General features: G+C 65.4%; 16 protein-coding genes. 8 read left to right on the top strand and 8 right to left on the bottom strand.

Features of this window, described 5'->3' with window-relative positions; genetic code table 11:
• Positions 1-64: 64 nt before the first annotated feature.
• The 4 genes from BMY12_RS04965 to BMY12_RS04950 all read left to right on the top strand — a co-directional run bounded on the left by BMY12_RS04965 (position 65) and on the right by BMY12_RS04950 (position 2,394).
• Positions 65-949 carry a phosphoribosylaminoimidazolesuccinocarboxamide synthase gene (locus tag BMY12_RS04965; RefSeq protein ID WP_093282861.1) on the top strand — a complete coding sequence of 295 codons (885 nt, stop codon included), beginning with the start codon at positions 65-67 and terminating at the stop codon, positions 947-949.
• Between the two features lie 12 nt (positions 950-961).
• The gene (locus tag BMY12_RS04960) at positions 962-1,564 is read left to right on the top strand and encodes a MarC family protein (RefSeq protein ID WP_093282858.1); all 603 of its coding nucleotides are present in this window, start codon (positions 962-964) and stop codon (positions 1,562-1,564) included.
• A gap of 74 nt (positions 1,565-1,638) precedes the next feature.
• On the top strand, positions 1,639-2,034 hold the full coding sequence (locus BMY12_RS04955) for an MAPEG family protein (RefSeq protein WP_245732349.1): 396 nt from the start codon (positions 1,639-1,641) through the stop codon (positions 2,032-2,034).
• Between the two features lie 18 nt (positions 2,035-2,052).
• Positions 2,053-2,394, top strand: a complete 342-nt coding sequence (locus tag BMY12_RS04950) for a hypothetical protein (protein ID WP_093282853.1) — start codon at positions 2,053-2,055, stop codon at positions 2,392-2,394.
• Positions 2,395-2,401: 7 nt separating this feature from the next.
• On the opposite strand, the gene BMY12_RS04945 is transcribed toward BMY12_RS04950, so the two are convergent.
• Positions 2,402-2,644 (bottom strand): hypothetical protein, encoded by a 243-nt coding sequence (locus BMY12_RS04945; protein ID WP_143068846.1) that lies wholly within the window; start codon positions 2,642-2,644, stop codon positions 2,402-2,404.
• A 112-nt stretch (positions 2,645-2,756) separates the two neighbouring features.
• A complete protein-coding gene (locus BMY12_RS04940) occupies positions 2,757-3,230 on the bottom strand; it encodes a hypothetical protein (protein WP_093282849.1) in 474 nt (157 codons plus the stop codon).
• Between the two features lie 185 nt (positions 3,231-3,415).
• Here BMY12_RS04940 and BMY12_RS04935 point away from each other — a divergent pair, with 185 nt between their 5' ends.
• Complete coding sequence (locus BMY12_RS04935) at positions 3,416-4,723, top strand: YihY/virulence factor BrkB family protein (protein WP_093282847.1); 1,308 nt, start codon at positions 3,416-3,418, stop codon at positions 4,721-4,723.
• A gap of 54 nt (positions 4,724-4,777) precedes the next feature.
• Here BMY12_RS04935 and BMY12_RS04930 read toward each other — a convergent pair whose 3' ends face one another.
• The 4 genes from BMY12_RS04930 to minC form a co-directional block, all read right to left on the bottom strand.
• Positions 4,778-5,554, bottom strand: coding sequence for a ferredoxin--NADP reductase (locus BMY12_RS04930; RefSeq protein ID WP_093282845.1), 777 nt, complete (start codon positions 5,552-5,554; stop codon positions 4,778-4,780).
• A gap of 216 nt (positions 5,555-5,770) precedes the next feature.
• The gene (minE, locus tag BMY12_RS04925) at positions 5,771-6,034 is read right to left on the bottom strand and encodes a cell division topological specificity factor MinE (protein WP_436278856.1); all 264 of its coding nucleotides are present in this window, start codon (positions 6,032-6,034) and stop codon (positions 5,771-5,773) included.
• Positions 6,031-6,840 (bottom strand): septum site-determining protein MinD, encoded by an 810-nt coding sequence (gene minD, locus BMY12_RS04920; protein WP_093283223.1) that lies wholly within the window; start codon positions 6,838-6,840, stop codon positions 6,031-6,033. The genes minE and minD overlap by 4 nt, the downstream gene beginning before the upstream one ends.
• A gap of 27 nt (positions 6,841-6,867) precedes the next feature.
• Entirely contained in the window at positions 6,868-7,593 is a 726-nt protein-coding gene (gene minC / locus BMY12_RS04915) for a septum site-determining protein MinC (RefSeq protein ID WP_093282840.1), read from the bottom strand.
• 124 nt (positions 7,594-7,717) lie between these two features.
• Between minC and BMY12_RS04910 the strand changes: the two genes are divergently transcribed.
• Together BMY12_RS04910 and BMY12_RS04905 are read left to right on the top strand one after the other, a co-directional pair.
• A complete protein-coding gene (locus BMY12_RS04910; RefSeq protein ID WP_218140088.1) occupies positions 7,718-9,178 on the top strand; it encodes a circularly permuted type 2 ATP-grasp protein in 1,461 nt (486 codons plus the stop codon).
• On the top strand, positions 9,178-10,155 hold the full coding sequence (locus BMY12_RS04905) for an alpha-E domain-containing protein (RefSeq protein WP_093282837.1): 978 nt from the start codon (positions 9,178-9,180) through the stop codon (positions 10,153-10,155). Before BMY12_RS04910 ends, BMY12_RS04905 begins: the two co-directional genes overlap by 1 nt.
• Positions 10,156-10,248: 93 nt before the next feature.
• Here BMY12_RS04905 and BMY12_RS04900 read toward each other — a convergent pair whose 3' ends face one another.
• A complete protein-coding gene (locus BMY12_RS04900; RefSeq protein ID WP_093282834.1) occupies positions 10,249-11,034 on the bottom strand; it encodes a proteasome-type protease in 786 nt (261 codons plus the stop codon).
• A gap of 161 nt (positions 11,035-11,195) precedes the next feature.
• Between BMY12_RS04900 and BMY12_RS04895 the strand changes: the two genes are divergently transcribed.
• Complete coding sequence (locus BMY12_RS04895) at positions 11,196-11,789, top strand: 2-hydroxychromene-2-carboxylate isomerase (protein WP_093282832.1); 594 nt, start codon at positions 11,196-11,198, stop codon at positions 11,787-11,789.
• Between the two features lie 87 nt (positions 11,790-11,876).
• Here the strand turns inward: BMY12_RS04895 and BMY12_RS04890 are convergent, their stop codons facing one another.
• Positions 11,877-15,203 carry a transglutaminase family protein gene (locus tag BMY12_RS04890; RefSeq protein WP_093282829.1) on the bottom strand — a complete coding sequence of 1,109 codons (3,327 nt, stop codon included), beginning with the start codon at positions 15,201-15,203 and terminating at the stop codon, positions 11,877-11,879.
• Positions 15,204-15,241 lie beyond the last annotated feature (38 nt).

The raw sequence follows: 15,241 nt of genomic DNA, 5'->3' as shown, positions 1-15,241 counted from the left end.
TACCCCGCCCTCGCGCTTGGCCAAAATGTCCCACTTCTCCGGTCACCTTGTCACTCTCCCCGTTATGGAAGCGCTTTACGAAAGCAAGCTCAGCAGCGTGCCGCTGCTGCACAAAGGCAAGGTGCGTGACATCTACGCCCTGGGCGATACGCACATGCTGATCGTCACCAGTGACCGGCTGTCCGCCTTCGACGTGATCCTGCCGCAGCCGATTCCCGGCAAGGGCGCCGTGCTCACCGCGGTGAGCAATTTCTGGATGGCGCGCTTCACGCATCTGCTGCCCAATCATCTGGCCCCGGAGCTGGACCTGTCGCGCTTTCTCACGCCCGCCGAACGCGCGCAGGTGGAAGGCCGTTTCGTGGTGGTGCGCAAGCTCAAGGCCCTGCCCATCGAAGCGGTGGTGCGCGGTTATCTGATCGGCAGCGGCTGGAAGGATTACCAGAACAGCGGTGCGGTCTGCGGCATCGCCCTGCCGCAAGGCCTGCAGCTGGCGGATCGTCTGCCGGAGGCGATCTTCACCCCCGCCGACAAGGCGCCGGTGGGTCAGCATGACGAAAACATCTCCTACGCGGAGGTCGAGGCGCGCATCGGCGCCAAGCTCGCTGCGCAGCTGCGCGAGACCACGCTGGCCATCTATCGCGAAGCCTCGGCCTACGCCGCGCAGCGCGGCATCATCATCGCCGACACCAAGTTCGAATTCGGCGTGGACGAAGCCGGCCGCCTGCATCTGATCGACGAGGTGCTCACGCCCGACTCCTCGCGCTTCTGGCCAGCCGCCACCTACCGTCCCGGCATCAGCCCGCCGAGCTTCGACAAGCAGTTCGTGCGCGACTACCTGGAAACCCTGGACTGGAACAAGAAGGCGCCGGGCCCGCAGCTGCCCGAGGAAATCATCGCCAGAACCGCGGCCAAGTACCGCGAGGCACAGCGTCTGCTCACGGATCAGTAAGAGCGCCGCGACGTGTCCCTGACCTCGGCGGCGGTGATGCTGTTTCTGGTCATGGACCCGCTTGGCAATCTGCCGCTGTTTCTGGTGGCGCTGAAGAACGTGCCGCGCGAGCGGCACCGCCGCATCATCCTGCGCGAGCTGTGCATTGCCCTGGGCTTTCTGCTGCTGTTCCTGTTCGCCGGCGGCCCGCTGCTGCGACTCCTGGGACTGTCCGAGCCCGCCCTGGGCATTGCCGGCGGCATCATCCTGATGCTGATCGCGCTGCGCATGGTGTTCCCTTCAGCGGAAGCCAGCCTGCATGAAACCTCCAGCGGCGAGCCCTTCATCGTGCCGCTGGCGATTCCTTACGTGGCCGGGCCTTCGGCGCTGGCCACGGTGCTGCTGATGATGAGCCGCGACCCCGAACGCTGGCCGGTGTGGACGCTGGCGGTGTGCTGCGCCTGGGCCGCCTGCGTGCCCTTCTTCCTGCTCTCCTCGCGCCTGCGCGATCTGCTCGGCGAACGTGGTCTCACCGCCGTGGAGCGGCTGATGGGTCTGATTCTGATCACCCTGGCGGTGGAGATGCTCATGAACGGCATCCGCCAGTTTCTGGCGCAGGCCCATCTGGCCACATAAACCGTCCTGCCCGTCCAGCCTGCCTACAGCCGCGCCCGGACGGGCTGTTATGCTGCGATGATGATCAGGGCCCAATGGGGGGACATCGGGTGACGATTGCCTTGTGGTGTGTGCTGGCGGCCGGTTTGCTGCCCTATCCCTTCGCCATGGCGGCGAAATGGAGTTCGCGCTTCGACAACGCGCGGCCGCGCGAGTACTTCGCGCAGACCAGCGGCTGGCGCCAGCGCGCGCACTGGGTGCAGCTCAACAGCTACGAATCCTTCCCGCTGTTCGCCAGCGCCGTGATCGTCGCCCATCTGCTGGCCGGCGCGCAGGCCAGCGCCGACGCCCTGGCCCTGGCCTTCGTGGCGCTGCGCCTGATCTTCGGCCTGTGCTATCTGGTAAACCTCGCGACCCTGCGCTCGCTGGCCTGGCTGGCTGGCCAGGCCTGCAGCATTGCGCTGTTTGTGCTCGCCGCACGCGCCGCCTAACTTCGGAAAAGTACCGCCATGCAGATCAAGATTGAAATCGACGTGCGTCCCGACGAGCTGCGCCGTTTCCTCGGCCTGCCCGATGTCGCCGGCCTGCAGGAAGACATCGTGGCGTTTCTGCGCGACAAGGTCGGCGCCGCCAGCGACTTCGACGCCTCGCAGTTCGTGAAGAGCAATCTGGAAACCCTGCGCCGCAGTCCGGCCTGGCAGAAGATCGCCGCCCGCATCCGCCTGGGCGAGGACGAGCCGCAGCCGGAAGCCAGGCCGGCGCCGACACCGCGCAAGCGCCGGCGCGCACCGCGCAAGGCCAAGCCCAGTGCCGAGGCCAGCAGCACCGAGAGCGCCAAGGCCAAGGACTGAGCAGCCTTCAGCGCCCGAACAGATCCCGGCGCAGCCCCGTCCACAACTCGCGGCGAATCTGCCGCTCCTCGGCCCGGCGCTGACGCAGCTGCCGGCGCAAGCTGCCGCGCCAGCGGCGCCAGGCCTGCGCGTTCTGCACACGGCGCAGCTCCCGCAAGGCCTCCCGCCACAAATCATGCTGGCGGCCCAGCACCTCCAGCTCGTGAATGAGCAGGAGCAGCGTGCCGCCGATCACTTGGTCCTTGTCCATGGTCCACATCCAGACACCGCCTGCCGGTGCCATGAAAAAAGACCGGGCAGCTTGCGCTCCCCGGTCTTTTTGTTGAGCTGGGCGCCTGACTCAGACGCGCCGCACGCCCGACTTATTCCGCGACCGCCTTGGCAACCTTGCGGGTCTTGGCGGAGGCCTTCTTGGCCGTCTTGCGCACCGTCTTCTTGGCCTTGGCCACCAGCTTCTCGCCCTGGATCCGCGCCGCGATGTTCTCGACGCCGCTCTTGAGGGTCTTGGCCAGCTCGTCGCCGGTCTTGCTCACGACCTTCACGGATTCGCTGTAAGCATTGATCACGGTGCTCTTGCCTTCCGGCAGATAAGCCACCGGGTTGCCGGCCACGGCCTTGAGGCCATCGGTCTTGGCCTTGTCCAGGCTGGCCTGCACCAGCGAGGCCAGTTCCTTGCCGGCCGCAACATTGGTTTCCACCAGGGCCTGCACGCCCTCGACGACGATGGTGTTGGCGGCCTTGAGGGTCTCCACACCGATTTCCACCGCTTCCTGACCGCGGCTCACCACCACGTCCGCGCGGCTCTTCACGTCGTTCACGATCGTTTCAATGCTCATACTGCACTCCAAAGCTTCAGAGGATGATTGGACTGGAAACCCGACTTGCTGCAATGCAACAAATGTTGCGGCACAGCATAGCGGGGCAGCGTCTTATGTCAATGGCGTGTCAGGATTCACCCGACTAACGGTCGGGTCCACAGCCTCGGCATGAGCCCTCCCAGGCTCTTGTGTATGCTCGCCGGATGGACCGCTACCTGCAGTTGCTCCGCGCCTATCTCTGGAATTTCGATCATGCCGGCCGGCGCGCGCATCTGAGCCGCACCGGGCGCTACCTCTTCGTGCTGATCCGCGACCTGCTCGAAGGCCAGCTGACCATGCGCGCGATGAGCCTGGTCTACACCACCCTGCTGTCCATCGTGCCGCTGCTGGCCCTGGCCTTTTCGGTGCTCAAGGCCCTGGGTGCACACAATGCCCTGCAGCCCTTCCTGCTCGAATTCCTCTCGCCGCTGGGCGAGCAGGCGCCGGCACTGACCGAAAACGTGATCGGCTTCATCGAGAAGATTCAGGTCGGCGTGCTGGGCACCCTGGGCATTGCCCTGCTGTTCTGGTCGGCGCTGTCGTTGATCCGCAAGGTCGAAAACAGCTTCAACTACGTCTGGCGCGTGGAGCGGCCCCGGCCGCTGTCGCAGCGCGTCGGCGAATATTTCGCGGTGCTCACCGTCGGCCCGGTGCTGGTGTTCTCGGCCATGGGCCTGACCGCCAGCGCGCTGAGCTCCGGCCTGATCGCCCAAATGGCGCAGATCCAGCCCTTCGGCTGGCTGATCGTGCTGATCGGCAAGCTGCTGCCGTACGCGCTGATCATCGCGCTGTTCAGCTTCGCCTACCGTTTCGTGCCCAACACCCGCGTGCGTCTGGTGCCGGCGCTGATCGGCGGCTGCGCGGCGGGCGTGCTGTGGCAGAGCAGCAGCCTGGCCTTCGGCTCCTTCGTGGCCGGAGCCACCAATTACAACGCGATCTACTCCAGCTTCGCGATTCTGATCTTCCTGCTGATCTGGCTGCACCTGGGCTGGCTGATTCTGCTGATCGGCTGCCAGCTGGCCTTTTATGTGCAGCACCCCGAACACCTCAAGCCCAATCGCGCGCCGCCGCTGCTGAGCAGCCGCGAGACCGAGTATCTGGCGCTGATGATCATGAGCCTGTGCGGCGAACGCTTCCTGCGCGGCGAGTCCGGCTACACGCAGGAGCAGCTGGCAATGGCGCTGCAGGCCGAGCCCGAACACGTCGGCCGCGTGGTCGATCAGCTGATCTTCCACAAGCTGCTGGTCGAGTCCGGCGCCGCGCGCACCGAGCTGATTCCGGCGCGCGATCTGGACAACATCGCCCTGGCCGAGTTGTGGCGCCTGGCCCGTCAGGGCCCGGCGCCGTTCGCCGTCCTGCGCAGCGAGCGCTCGCAGCAGGTGCGCGAGATGCTGGATGCCGCGGAGACCGATTTCGCCGGCCGCCACCAGAACCAGAGCCTGCGGCAGTGGCTCACACGCAAATCCGCCTGAACAAACGAAGACGCCGGCGCGAAAGCCGGCGTCCTCAGTCGCCACTTGCGCCGCTTACTTCTCGACGAAAGCACGCTCGATCACGTAGTCGCCCGGCTCGCCGATGTGCGGCGAGATCTGGAACTTCATCTGATCGAGAATCCGGCACAGATCGGTGAGCAGAGAGGGGCTGCCGCAGATCATCACGCGGTCGGTTTCGGGATTGAACGGCGGCAGGCCGATGTCCTGGCAGAGCTTGCCGTTCTCCAGCAGATCGGTGACGCGACCCTGGTAGCGGAAGGGCTCGCGGGTCACGGTGGGGTAATAGATCAGCTTCTCGCGCACCAGATCGCCGAGGAACTCGTGGTGCGGCAGCTCTTCGGTGAGGTATTCGTAGTAAGCCAGATCGTTGACCCGGCGCACGCCGTGCACCAGCACGATCTTCTCGAAACGCTCGTAGACCTCGGGATCGCGCACCAGGCTCATGAACGGAGCGAGGCCCGTGCCGGTGCCGATCATGAACAGGTGTTTGCCCGGCTTGAGGTCGTCGACCACCAGCGTGCCGGTGGGCTTGCGGCTGACCAGCACCTGATCGCCGACCTTCAGATGCTGCAGGCGCGAAGTCAGCGGGCCGTTCTCGACCTTGATGCTGAAGAATTCGAGATTGTCGTCGTAATTGGGGCTGGCAATGCTGTAGGCGCGCATCAGCGGCTTGCCATTGACCTCCAGGCCGATCATCACGAACTGGCCGTTGCGAAAGCGCAGCGCGGTATCGCGGGTGGTGGTGAAGCTGAACAGCGTGTCATTCCAGTGACGCACGCTCAGCACGGTTTCGGGAGCAAAAGCAGCCATACGACGAGGGTCCTAACGCACGGGTGAACCAAACAAAGGCCGCGCAGTGTAAGAAAATTCGTGGGCCCTCGCACTCACGCGTACGGACGAGTTCGAACTCGCCCTAAGTGTCTGCCCACCGGGTGATTTCCACGCTGCGCCACGCCGACACCAGGGCCGGCCGGTCACAAACGTTCTAAGCTTATGCCGCCATGGGCATGAGCGCCCTGCGCCAGATCAATGAGCGTCGGGCAGGGTGATGTTCATTTCCAGCACTTCCAGACCCGCCTCGCGCTGCACATTGATCTGCACCGCGCTGTCCGGCACCTGCACGTAGCGGCGCACCACGTCGAGCAGTTCCTCGCGCAGCTTGGGCAGGTAGACCGGCCCATTGGCGCGGCCTTCGCGCTGATGCGCCACCACCACCTTCAGCCGCTCCTTGGCAACGGAAGCGGTGCTCTTGGGTTCGCCGCGGAAAAACTTGAGCCAATCCATGATCAGCCTCCGAACAGGCGGCCGAGCAGACCCTTCTTCTCGGCGGAGATGAAGCGGTGCTCGCGCGGCTCGCCCAGAAAGCGTGCAACCAGATCATCGTAGGCGCGGCCGGCGTCGGCTTCCTTGTTCACGATCACCGGCGAGCCGGCATTGGAGCTGGTCAGCACGGCCGGCGATTCCGGAATCACGCCCAGCAGCGGAATCGCCAGGATCTCCCGCACATCGTCCACCGACAGCATCTCGCCCTTCTGCACGCGCACCGGGTTGTAGCGGGTGAGCACCAGATGTTCCTTGACCCGGCCCTCGCCCTTCTCCACCCGGCGGGTCTTGCTGGACAACAGGCCCAGCACGCGATCGGAGTCGCGCACGCTGGAGACTTCCGGATTGGTCACCACCAGGGCCTCGTCGGCGAAGTACATCGCCAGATGCGCGCCGCGCTCGATGCCGGCCGGCGAGTCGCAGACGATGTAGTCGAAATCGCGCGCCAGTTCTTCGAGCACGCGGCCGACGCCCTCTTCGGTGAGCGCGTCCTTGTCGCGGGTCTGGCTGGCGGCCAGCACGAACAGGTTTTCGAAGTTCTTGTCCTTGATCAGGGCCTGCCGCAGATTGGCCTCGCCGTGAATCACGTTGACGAAGTCGAACACCACGCGGCGCTCGCAGCCCATGATCAGATCGAGATTGCGCAGGCCCACGTCGAAGTCGATCACCACCGTCTTGAGCCCGCGCTGCGCCAGGCCCGTGGAGAAGGACGCACTGGTGGTGGTCTTGCCCACGCCACCCTTGCCCGAAGTCACGACGACGATTTTTGCCACGTTCAATCCTCTTGCCAGGCCCGGACTTCAGGCGTCCAGACGTTCGATATTCAGTTTGCCGTCGGTGCCCAGATACACCTGTACCGGCTTGCCACGCAGCTCGCCCTGCATCTGCTCGGCGACGGCGTAGACGCCGGCCACCGCCACCAGCTCGGCCTCCAGGCGGCGGCAGAAGATGCGCGCCGTCTTGTCGCCCCGCGCACCGGCGATGGCACGGCCGCGCAGCGGACCGTAGATGTGGATGCAGCCATCGGCCACCACCTCGGCGCCGGCGCTGACCACCGCGCTCACCACCAGATCACCACCGGCGGCGTAAATCTGCTGCCCCGAGCGTACCGGCTCGCTGATCATGCGGCTGGGCTCGCGTGCCGCCACCGGCGCGGGCGGTGGTGGCGGTGGCGGTGCCGCAGCGGCGGGCGCCGGCGTGGGGGCCGGGGTCGCGGCACGCGCACCGCGACCGGGAGCCTCCACCGGCAGCACCGGCAAACCCATCTGCCTGGCCTCAGCCGCCAGCGGACCCTCCACCACACCCAGCAACTGCATGCCGACATCGCGCAACAGCGGCAGCACCGGTCCCAGCGCCACCGGCATATCCGCCTCCAGCAGCACCGGCATGCCCAGTACCGCCTGCGGCATCTGCCGGGCGAAGTCGCGCAGCTGCGCGGCGATGGCCGCCGTCTCGCCCCGCAGGATACGCACCCGCGTCAGCGACAGCATGCGGCCTTTGAATTCCAGCGCGTTGTTCTGCGTCATGTGCTTGTCAAAAATTTCGGCAGATTCTACACAGTTCAGGCAGGATGGCTGACAGAGAGCGTTTGGCCTGCTCTTTGCTTGATCGGCTTACAAACACTCACACCAAAGAAGACCACCGCCCATCATGGCCATCGACTGGCTTCAGTACCGCTGCAAGGGCTTTTACGACGAACTGTTCGCTGCTCCCGGCGAGCCGCGAGCCGCCGCCAAGCATCTGGTGGATTATCTCGGCAGCCTGAACAAGACCGAACTCGCCGACCGCCGCCTCGCTGCCGAACTGGCGATCAAGGTCATGGGCATCACCTTCACGGTGTATTCGGAAGGCCGCAACGTCGACCGCTCCTGGCCCTTCGACATCATCCCGCGCACCCTGCCCAAGACCGAATGGATGCGCACGGAAGCCGGCCTGCAGCAGCGCGTGCGCGCGCTCAACCATTTCATCCAGGACATCTACGGCGCGCAGAAGATCGTCAAGGACAAGGTGTTCCCCGGCGAGCTGCTGCAGGAATCCGCCAACTTCCGCCCGCAATGCGTGGGCATGAAGCCCAAGCACGGCGTCTGGGCACATATCTGCGGCAGCGATCTGGTGCGCGACGGCGACGGCACGCTCTACGTGCTGGAAGACAATCTGCGCGTGCCCAGCGGTGTCTCCTACATGGTGGAGAACCGTCAGGTCACCAAGCGCGTGTTCCCGGAACTGTTCCAGACCGGCACCATCCTGCCGGTGGACGATTATCCCGCGCAGCTCTACGACACCCTGGCGGCGATGTCACCGCGCCGCGACGATGCGCCCTGCATCGTGCTGCTCACCCCCGGCATCTACAACTCCGCTTACTTCGAGCATTCCTGGCTGGCGCAGCAGATGGGCATCGAGCTGGTCGAGGGCCCGGATCTGTTCGTCGGCGACGACGACTGCGTGTACATGCGCACCGTCTACGGCAAGCGCCGCGTGGACGTGATCTATCGCCGCATCGACGATCTGTTCATCGACCCCGAAGCCTTCCGTCCCGATTCGGTGCTCGGCGTGCCGGGCCTGATGCGCGCCTGGCTGCGTGGTAAGGTGGGCCTGGTCAATGCACCGGGCGCGGGCGTCGCCGACGACAAGGTGGTCTACGCCTTCGTGCCGAAGATGATCCGCTACTACCTGAGCGAGGAGCCGATCCTGCCCAATGTGCCGAGCTATCTGTGCATGATGGAAGACGACCGCCGCTACGTGCTGGATCATCTCGAAGATCTGGTGGTGAAGCCGGCCAATGAGTCCGGCGGTTACGGCATGCTGATCGGGCCGCGCTCCACCAAGAAGGAGCGCGAGAAATTCCATCAGCTGATCAGCGCCAATCCGCGCAACTACATGGCGCAGCCCACGCTGTCGCTGTCCACCGCCCCGACGCTGACGCTGTCGGACGGCAGTATCGAACCCCGTCATCTGGACCTGCGTCCCTTCATTCTCTCGCGCGGCGAATCCACCTATGTGACCACCGGCGGGCTGACCCGCGTGGCCATGGTCAAGGGCTCGCTGGTGGTGAACAGCTCGCAGGGTGGTGGTGCCAAAGACACCTGGATCGTCGATCTGGAGGCTGCCTGATGCTCTCGCGCGTCGCTGACAATCTCTACTGGCTGGGCCGCTATCTGGCCCGCGCCGAAAACACCGCGCGTCTGGTCGGCGTGCATTCGCATCTGCTGCTGGACCTGCCGCGCGGCGTGAGCCTGGGCTGGTCACCGCTGATCGCCATGCTCGGCGCCGACGGCGGCTATCTGAGCCGCTATCAGGACTACAGCGAAGCCAACGTCGTCCACTTCCTGATCACGGATCGCGACAACCCCTCCTCCATCGCCTCGTCCATCGCCTATGCGCGCGAAATCCTGCGTACCATCCGCGACGGCATGCCACGCGATGCCTGGGAGCAGCTCAATGCCCTGCATCTGTTCATGCAGGAGGAAGGCGAGGCGCATCTGCCGCGCGCCCAGCGCCAGGCCGGTCTGACCAAGGTGGTGGACGGCATCCTGCTGCTGCACGGGCTGCTGGGCGCCAATATGAGTCACGATGTCGGCTACCACTTCCTGCAGCTGGGCCTGCATCTGGAACAGGCCGACATGACCACGCGCATCCTGGACGTGCGCACCGTGGACCTGATTCAGTGGAAGACCGGTGACGAGCTGCGTCCCTTCCAGCACATCCAGTGGATGAGCGTGCTGCGTTCGCTGATGGCCTACCAGTCCTACCGGCGTTACGAGAAGAGTCGCGTCAGCGGTCCGGCCGCCCTGCGCTTCCTGCTCCAAAACAGGGAATTCCCCCGCTCCGCCATGTATTGCCTGAACAAAATCAGTGCATGCATCGCCAAATTGCCCGCTAACAGGGCAACCGAGCGCCCTTTGCAGCGGATTCGCGCCCTGATTCAGGACGCCAACTTCGAGCGCCTGCTGGAGAACGGCCTGCACGAATGGCTCGACGAGATCCAGATCGGCATCGGCCAGATTCACGACGCCCTGGCCAAGCGCTACTTCCAGTTCGACGGCGTGGAGAGCAGCGAGGCGCTGCAGAGCCAGACCGTCGCAGCCTGAAAAGCCGTCGCCGTTTCGCACTGCCGCAACGAAAAAGCCCGGGTCCGACCCGGGCTTTTTGCGGTCTTGCGCGCTGGCAGGGCGAGCGTCCGCTCAGCCGTTGGCCGCCTGCTGATTGGGTTCCTTGAGCAGCGAGCCCTGCTCGGCCGGCGCCTCCCAGTCGAACTTGGGCAGGTTGCGGAAGGCCGCCACCAGCTGATGGCCCCAGGACTCGCGCAGGCGCGCGTAGAAGGGCGTGTCCAGATCGAAGCGCTGCTTGTGGGTGATCTTCAGCGAGTCGGTGGGCAGGATGGCCAGATCGATCGGCGGTCCCACCGAGATATTGCTGCGCATGGTGGAGTCCAGCGACACCAGCGCGCAGCGCGCCGCATCTTCCAGCTGCACTTCCGGACGGATCACACGGTCCAGGATCGGCTTGCCGTACTTGCTCTCGCCGATCTGCAGGAACGGCGTCTCCGGCGAGGAGGAAATGCAATTGCCTTCCGGGTAGACCAGATAGATCGCCGGCTCCTCGCCGCGGATCTGTCCGCCGAGAATGAAGGTGGTGCGCAGATCGGCATTGGAGAACTGCGCCTGGCTGGCGATCTGATGCTGGGCACGCACGGAGATCGAACCCACGTACTCGGCGGCATCGAACATGTAGCGCGCCAGACGCAGGCTCATGGTCGCCACCGGCGCATCGAGATCGCGGCGGATATTGGCCACCACGGCCTGCGTGGTGGCGAGATTGCCGGCCGAGAGCAGCACGAAGACGCGGTCTTCCAGCTCGATCACGTGCAGCTTGTTGTAGGTGCGCACGTCATCCACACCGGCGCTGGTACGGGTATCGCCGGCGAACACCAGACCGTCATCAACTTTGATGGCAACGCAGTACGTCATGCTTGGAAGATCGTCGACTGAACAAAAGCAGTGGAAAGGGCGGACAGTGTAGGCAGTGCGGAGCGTGACGTCACCCCGACACCGGCCAGCAGGGATGCATAACTTGTGCCTGCCGACAGGCACATGACAGACTCGCCGACAAACCTTTGGAAAGCGCTCTCATGTCCGCACCGCAGATCGATTTTTTTTACGATGCCGTCAGCCCTTATGCCTATCTGGCCGCCACGCAGATCGAAGCGCTGGCGCAGCGTCACGGCGCGCAGCTGCACTGGCGTCCGTTCTTCCTGGGCAAGGTGCTGGAGGCCAGCGCCAATCGCCCGCCGCTGACGGTGCCGGCCAAGTTCCGGTACATGCTCGACGACCTGCAGCTCTGGGCGCGGCTCTATGGCGTGCCGCTGCGCAAGCCGGACAACTTCCCGGCTTCCACCGTCAGCGCGCAACGCATCGCCTGCGCACTGGAAGGCGCTCGCCTCGCCGCCTGGGCGCCGGCCAGCTGCCGCGCCTACTGGGGCGAAGGCCGTGACATCTCGCAGCCGGAGGTGCTGGGCGCGATTGCCGGCGAGCTGGGCTGGAATCCGGATGAAATCCTGGCCCTGGCGCAGAGCGCACCAGCCAAGGAACAGCTGCGACTCAATACCGAGGAAGCGCTCAGCCGTGGCGCCTTCGGCGCACCGGCCATCTTCCTGGGCGAGCGCATGTTCTGGGGCAATGACCGCCTGGTGCTGCTGGAGGCCTGCCTGGCCGGGAAGCTGTAGAACGTCCCAAGCGCGCAGCAATCCCGCAGAGGCGCACGCGCCTTTGCGGGATTCTTCAGCTGTTCCAGCAATATCCGGAGCGCCGCTTCAGCAAACCGGCCGGCGCAGATCCAGGGTGCAGGGATAATCCGGATTGGGCGCTTCCACCCGCACCGTGTACTGGCCCGCGCGATGCCCCATGGTCTCGAAGCGCGCGATACGCCGCGCTTCGGCCTCGAAGGAATTCACCGGATAGGTTTCGTAGTTGCGGCCGGCCGGATGCGCGACGTGATAGGTGCAGCCGGTCAGCGCGCGCCCGGTCCATTGATCATAGAGGTCGAAAATCAGCGGCGTCTGCACGCCGATGGTGGGATGCAGACAGGCATACGGCTGCCAGGCGCGGTAACGCAGGCCCGCCACCTGCTCGCCCCGCACCCCGGTGTCGCGCAGCGGCAGCGCGCGGCCGTTGACCGTGATCAGATGCCGGCCCGGCACCAGGTTCTTGGCCTTGATCTGCAAGCGCTCCAGCGAGGAATCCACGAAACGCGTGGTGCCGCCGCCGCCCGGTTCCTCGCCCAGCACCGGCCAGGGTTCCAGGGCATGACGCAGTTCCACTTCGATATCCTCGAAGCTGAAGCTGCCGTGGCGCGGGAAACGGAATTCGTAGTGCGGTGCAAACCAGTCCAGCTCGAAGGCGAAGCCGGCATTGCGCAGATCGGCCACCACCTCGGCCAGATCACGCCAGTTGTCATGCGGCAGCATCCAGCGGTCATGCAGGGCCGTGCCCCAGCGGATCAGCGGCCGCGTGTAAGGCTCGCGCCAGAACCAGCTGATCAGCGCCCGTACCAGCAGCTGCTGCACCAGGCTCATGCGCGCATGCGGCGGCATTTCAAAGCCGCGCAGTTCCACCAGGCCCAGGCGTCCGGCCGGACCATCGGGCGAGTAGAGCTTGTCGATGCAGATTTCGCTGCGATGGGTGTTGCCGGTGAGATCCACCAGCAGATTGCGCAGGGTGCGATCGACGATCCACAGCGGCACCTGCCAGCCCTTGGCCGGCAGCTGCGAAAGCGCAATCTCGATCTCGTAGAGCTGCGAGTCGCGTGCTTCGTCGAAGCGCGGCGCCTGCGAGGTGGGGCCGATGAACAGGCCCGAGAACAGGTACGAGAGCGAGGGATGGTTCTGCCAGTAGCGCAGCATGCTGCCCAGTACGTCCGGCCGGCGCAGGAAGGGTGAATCCTCGGTGCGCGCGCCGCCCACCACCACATGATTGCCGCCGCCGGTGCCCACGGCGCGGCCATCGATCAGGAACTTCTCGGTGGACAGGCGCGACTGGAACGCGGCTTCGTAGAGCGTGATGGTGTTGTCGCGCAGCTCCTGCCAGGAGCGCGCCGGCTGCACATTGACCTCGATGACGCCGGGGTCGGGCGTGATCTTGAGAATCTCCAGACGCGGATCATTCGGCGGCGAATAGCCTTCGATGCGCACCGGCAGCCGCGTCTCGGCCGCCACGTCTTCGATGGCGGCGACCAGATCGAGGAAGTCCTCGGTGCGGCCCACCGGCGGCAGGAAGACATTGATCCAGCCTTCGCGCTGCTCCACGCTCAGCGCGGTGCGGACATTGGTGCCGTTGAGGAAGGCACCGGTGGAACGCTGCGGCGGCTGCTCGGGCTGCCAGCGCTGCCCGGATACGGCGGCGGCGGCCAGGTTCTCGCGACCCGCCAGCTGCAGGAAAGGCTGACGGCGCGGATCGGCCTCGGGCAGATTGGCCGCAATCACGCTGGGATCGATGGGATAGTTCACCGGCACCGGCACGCCCGGCGCATAGGGCAGCGCATCCAGGGGCAGACGCAGGCCCACCGGCGAATCACCCGGAATCAGGAACAGCTTGCCGGTGCGCAGCAGCCAGCGCTCGCTCATCCAGCGCGCCGCGGCCTGCCAGCGCTGCACCGGCAGCACATAGCCGCGCGGCGTGCCCAGGCCGCGCTCGAAGGCGGCGGACAGGCGCGCGCGCTCCTCGGGATTGCGCAGGCGGTTGTCGGCGGGATCGACATTGATCGGCAGACGCCGCTCGCGCGAGAGGTAATGCAGCGGGTCCTCGTAGGCCTCCAGCACATTGCGCGGGTCCAGCTCCAGACGCTCGGCCAGGCCCAGCATGAAGCGATTGGTCTGCAGCAGGGTCACGGGCTGCTTCGGATCCGGCTTGACGATGGGCGCGCGCCACAGCGGCTGCTGATCGCGACGCCAGTACAAGGTGTACACCCAGCGCGGCAGCGACTCGCCCGGATACCACTTGCCTTGCCCATACGTGAGCAGACCCTGCGGCGCGTAGTGATCGCGCAGGCGCAGCGCCAGATCCAGGGCGCGATTGGACTTGGTGGGCCCCACGGCCGAGGTGTTCCATTCCTCGCCCTGCGGATCATCGGCGGCGACGAAGGTGGGTTCGCCGCCCATGGTCAGGCGCACATCGTCGCCGCGCAGGCGCTGATCGACGTGCTCGCCGAGCATGTCGATGGCCTGCCATTGTTCATCGCTGTAGGGCTTGGTGACGCGCGGGGTTTCGAACACGCGCGTCACGTACATCTCGTGACCGAACTCGACCTCGCACTCGTCGATCAGGCCGCTGATCGGCGCCGCGCTGGAAGGCTCGGGCGTGGCGCTCAAGGGAATGTGGCCCTCACCGGCGAACAGGCCGGAAGTCGGGTCCAGGCCCAGCCAGCCGGCGCCGGGGATGTAGACCTCGCACCAGGCGTGCAGATCGGTGAAGTCCTGCTCGGCGCCGGCCGGGCCTTCCAGCGGCTTGACGTCCGGCTTGAGCTGGATGAGATAGCCCGACACGAAGCGCGCTGCCAGACCGAGATTGCGCAGCAGCTGCACCAGCAGCCAGGCTGAGTCACGACAGGAGCCGGACGCCTTGTGCAGGGTTTCCTCCGGCGTCTGCACGCCGGGCTCCATGCGGATCAGATACCGGATGTGCTCCTGCAGCTTGCGGTTGAGCTCGACGATCAGCGTCACCGTGCGCTGCTTGTCCTTGGGCAGCGCATCCAGATAGGCCTGCACCAGGGGCCCCGGCTTTTCGCAGCGCAGGTACGGCTTGAGGTCTTCCAGCAGACCCGGCTCGTAGGTGAAGGGGAATTCCTCGGCGTAGGCCTCGACGAAGAAGTCGAAGGGATTGATCACCGTCAGTCGTGCGACCAGATCGACGGTGACGGTGAAGTGCTCCACTTTCTCCGGAAACACCACGCGCGCTTGCCAGTTCCCGAAAGGGTCCTGCTGCCAGTTGGTGAAGTGCTGCTCTGGCTCCACCTTCAGCGCGTAGCTCATCACCTCCGTGCGCGAATGGGGCGCCGGCCGCAGGCGGATCAGATGCGGCGACAGCGACACGCGACGATCGTAGCGATAGATCGTTTTGTGATGCAGAGCGACGTGGATGGACATTAGTTGGCAGAGCTTCGAGTTTTTTACGGCGAATATGC

The sequence above is a fragment of the Solimonas aquatica genome (assembly GCF_900111015.1).
Classification (GTDB): Bacteria; Pseudomonadota; Gammaproteobacteria; order Nevskiales; family Nevskiaceae; genus Solimonas; species Solimonas aquatica.
Note: the sequence above shows the minus strand (reverse complement) of the source record. Positions and strands in the feature narration are given on the sequence as shown.

What these genes read in the sequence shown, in the direction of transcription:
- BMY12_RS04965 (WP_093282861.1), top strand. Translation starts at nt 65, where the DNA reads ATGGAAGCGCTTTACGAAAGCAAGCTCAGCAGCGTGCCGCTGCTGCAC.
- BMY12_RS04955 (WP_245732349.1), top strand. Translation starts at nt 1,639, where the DNA reads ATGGGGGGACATCGGGTGACGATTGCCTTGTGGTGTGTGCTGGCGGCC.
- BMY12_RS04950 (WP_093282853.1), top strand. Translation starts at nt 2,053, where the DNA reads ATGCAGATCAAGATTGAAATCGACGTGCGTCCCGACGAGCTGCGCCGT.
- BMY12_RS04945 (WP_143068846.1), bottom strand. Translation starts at nt 2,644, where the DNA reads ATGGACAAGGACCAAGTGATCGGCGGCACGCTGCTCCTGCTCATTCAC.
- BMY12_RS04940 (WP_093282849.1), bottom strand. Translation starts at nt 3,230, where the DNA reads ATGAGCATTGAAACGATCGTGAACGACGTGAAGAGCCGCGCGGACGTG.
- BMY12_RS04935 (WP_093282847.1), top strand. Translation starts at nt 3,416, where the DNA reads ATGGACCGCTACCTGCAGTTGCTCCGCGCCTATCTCTGGAATTTCGAT.
- BMY12_RS04930 (WP_093282845.1), bottom strand. Translation starts at nt 5,554, where the DNA reads ATGGCTGCTTTTGCTCCCGAAACCGTGCTGAGCGTGCGTCACTGGAAT.
- minC (WP_093282840.1), bottom strand. Translation starts at nt 7,593, where the DNA reads ATGACGCAGAACAACGCGCTGGAATTCAAAGGCCGCATGCTGTCGCTG.
- BMY12_RS04910 (WP_218140088.1), top strand. Translation starts at nt 7,718, where the DNA reads ATGGCCATCGACTGGCTTCAGTACCGCTGCAAGGGCTTTTACGACGAA.
- BMY12_RS04905 (WP_093282837.1), top strand. Translation starts at nt 9,178, where the DNA reads ATGCTCTCGCGCGTCGCTGACAATCTCTACTGGCTGGGCCGCTATCTG.
- BMY12_RS04900 (WP_093282834.1), bottom strand. Translation starts at nt 11,034, where the DNA reads ATGACGTACTGCGTTGCCATCAAAGTTGATGACGGTCTGGTGTTCGCC.
- BMY12_RS04895 (WP_093282832.1), top strand. Translation starts at nt 11,196, where the DNA reads ATGTCCGCACCGCAGATCGATTTTTTTTACGATGCCGTCAGCCCTTAT.
- BMY12_RS04890 (WP_093282829.1), bottom strand. Translation starts at nt 15,203, where the DNA reads ATGTCCATCCACGTCGCTCTGCATCACAAAACGATCTATCGCTACGAT.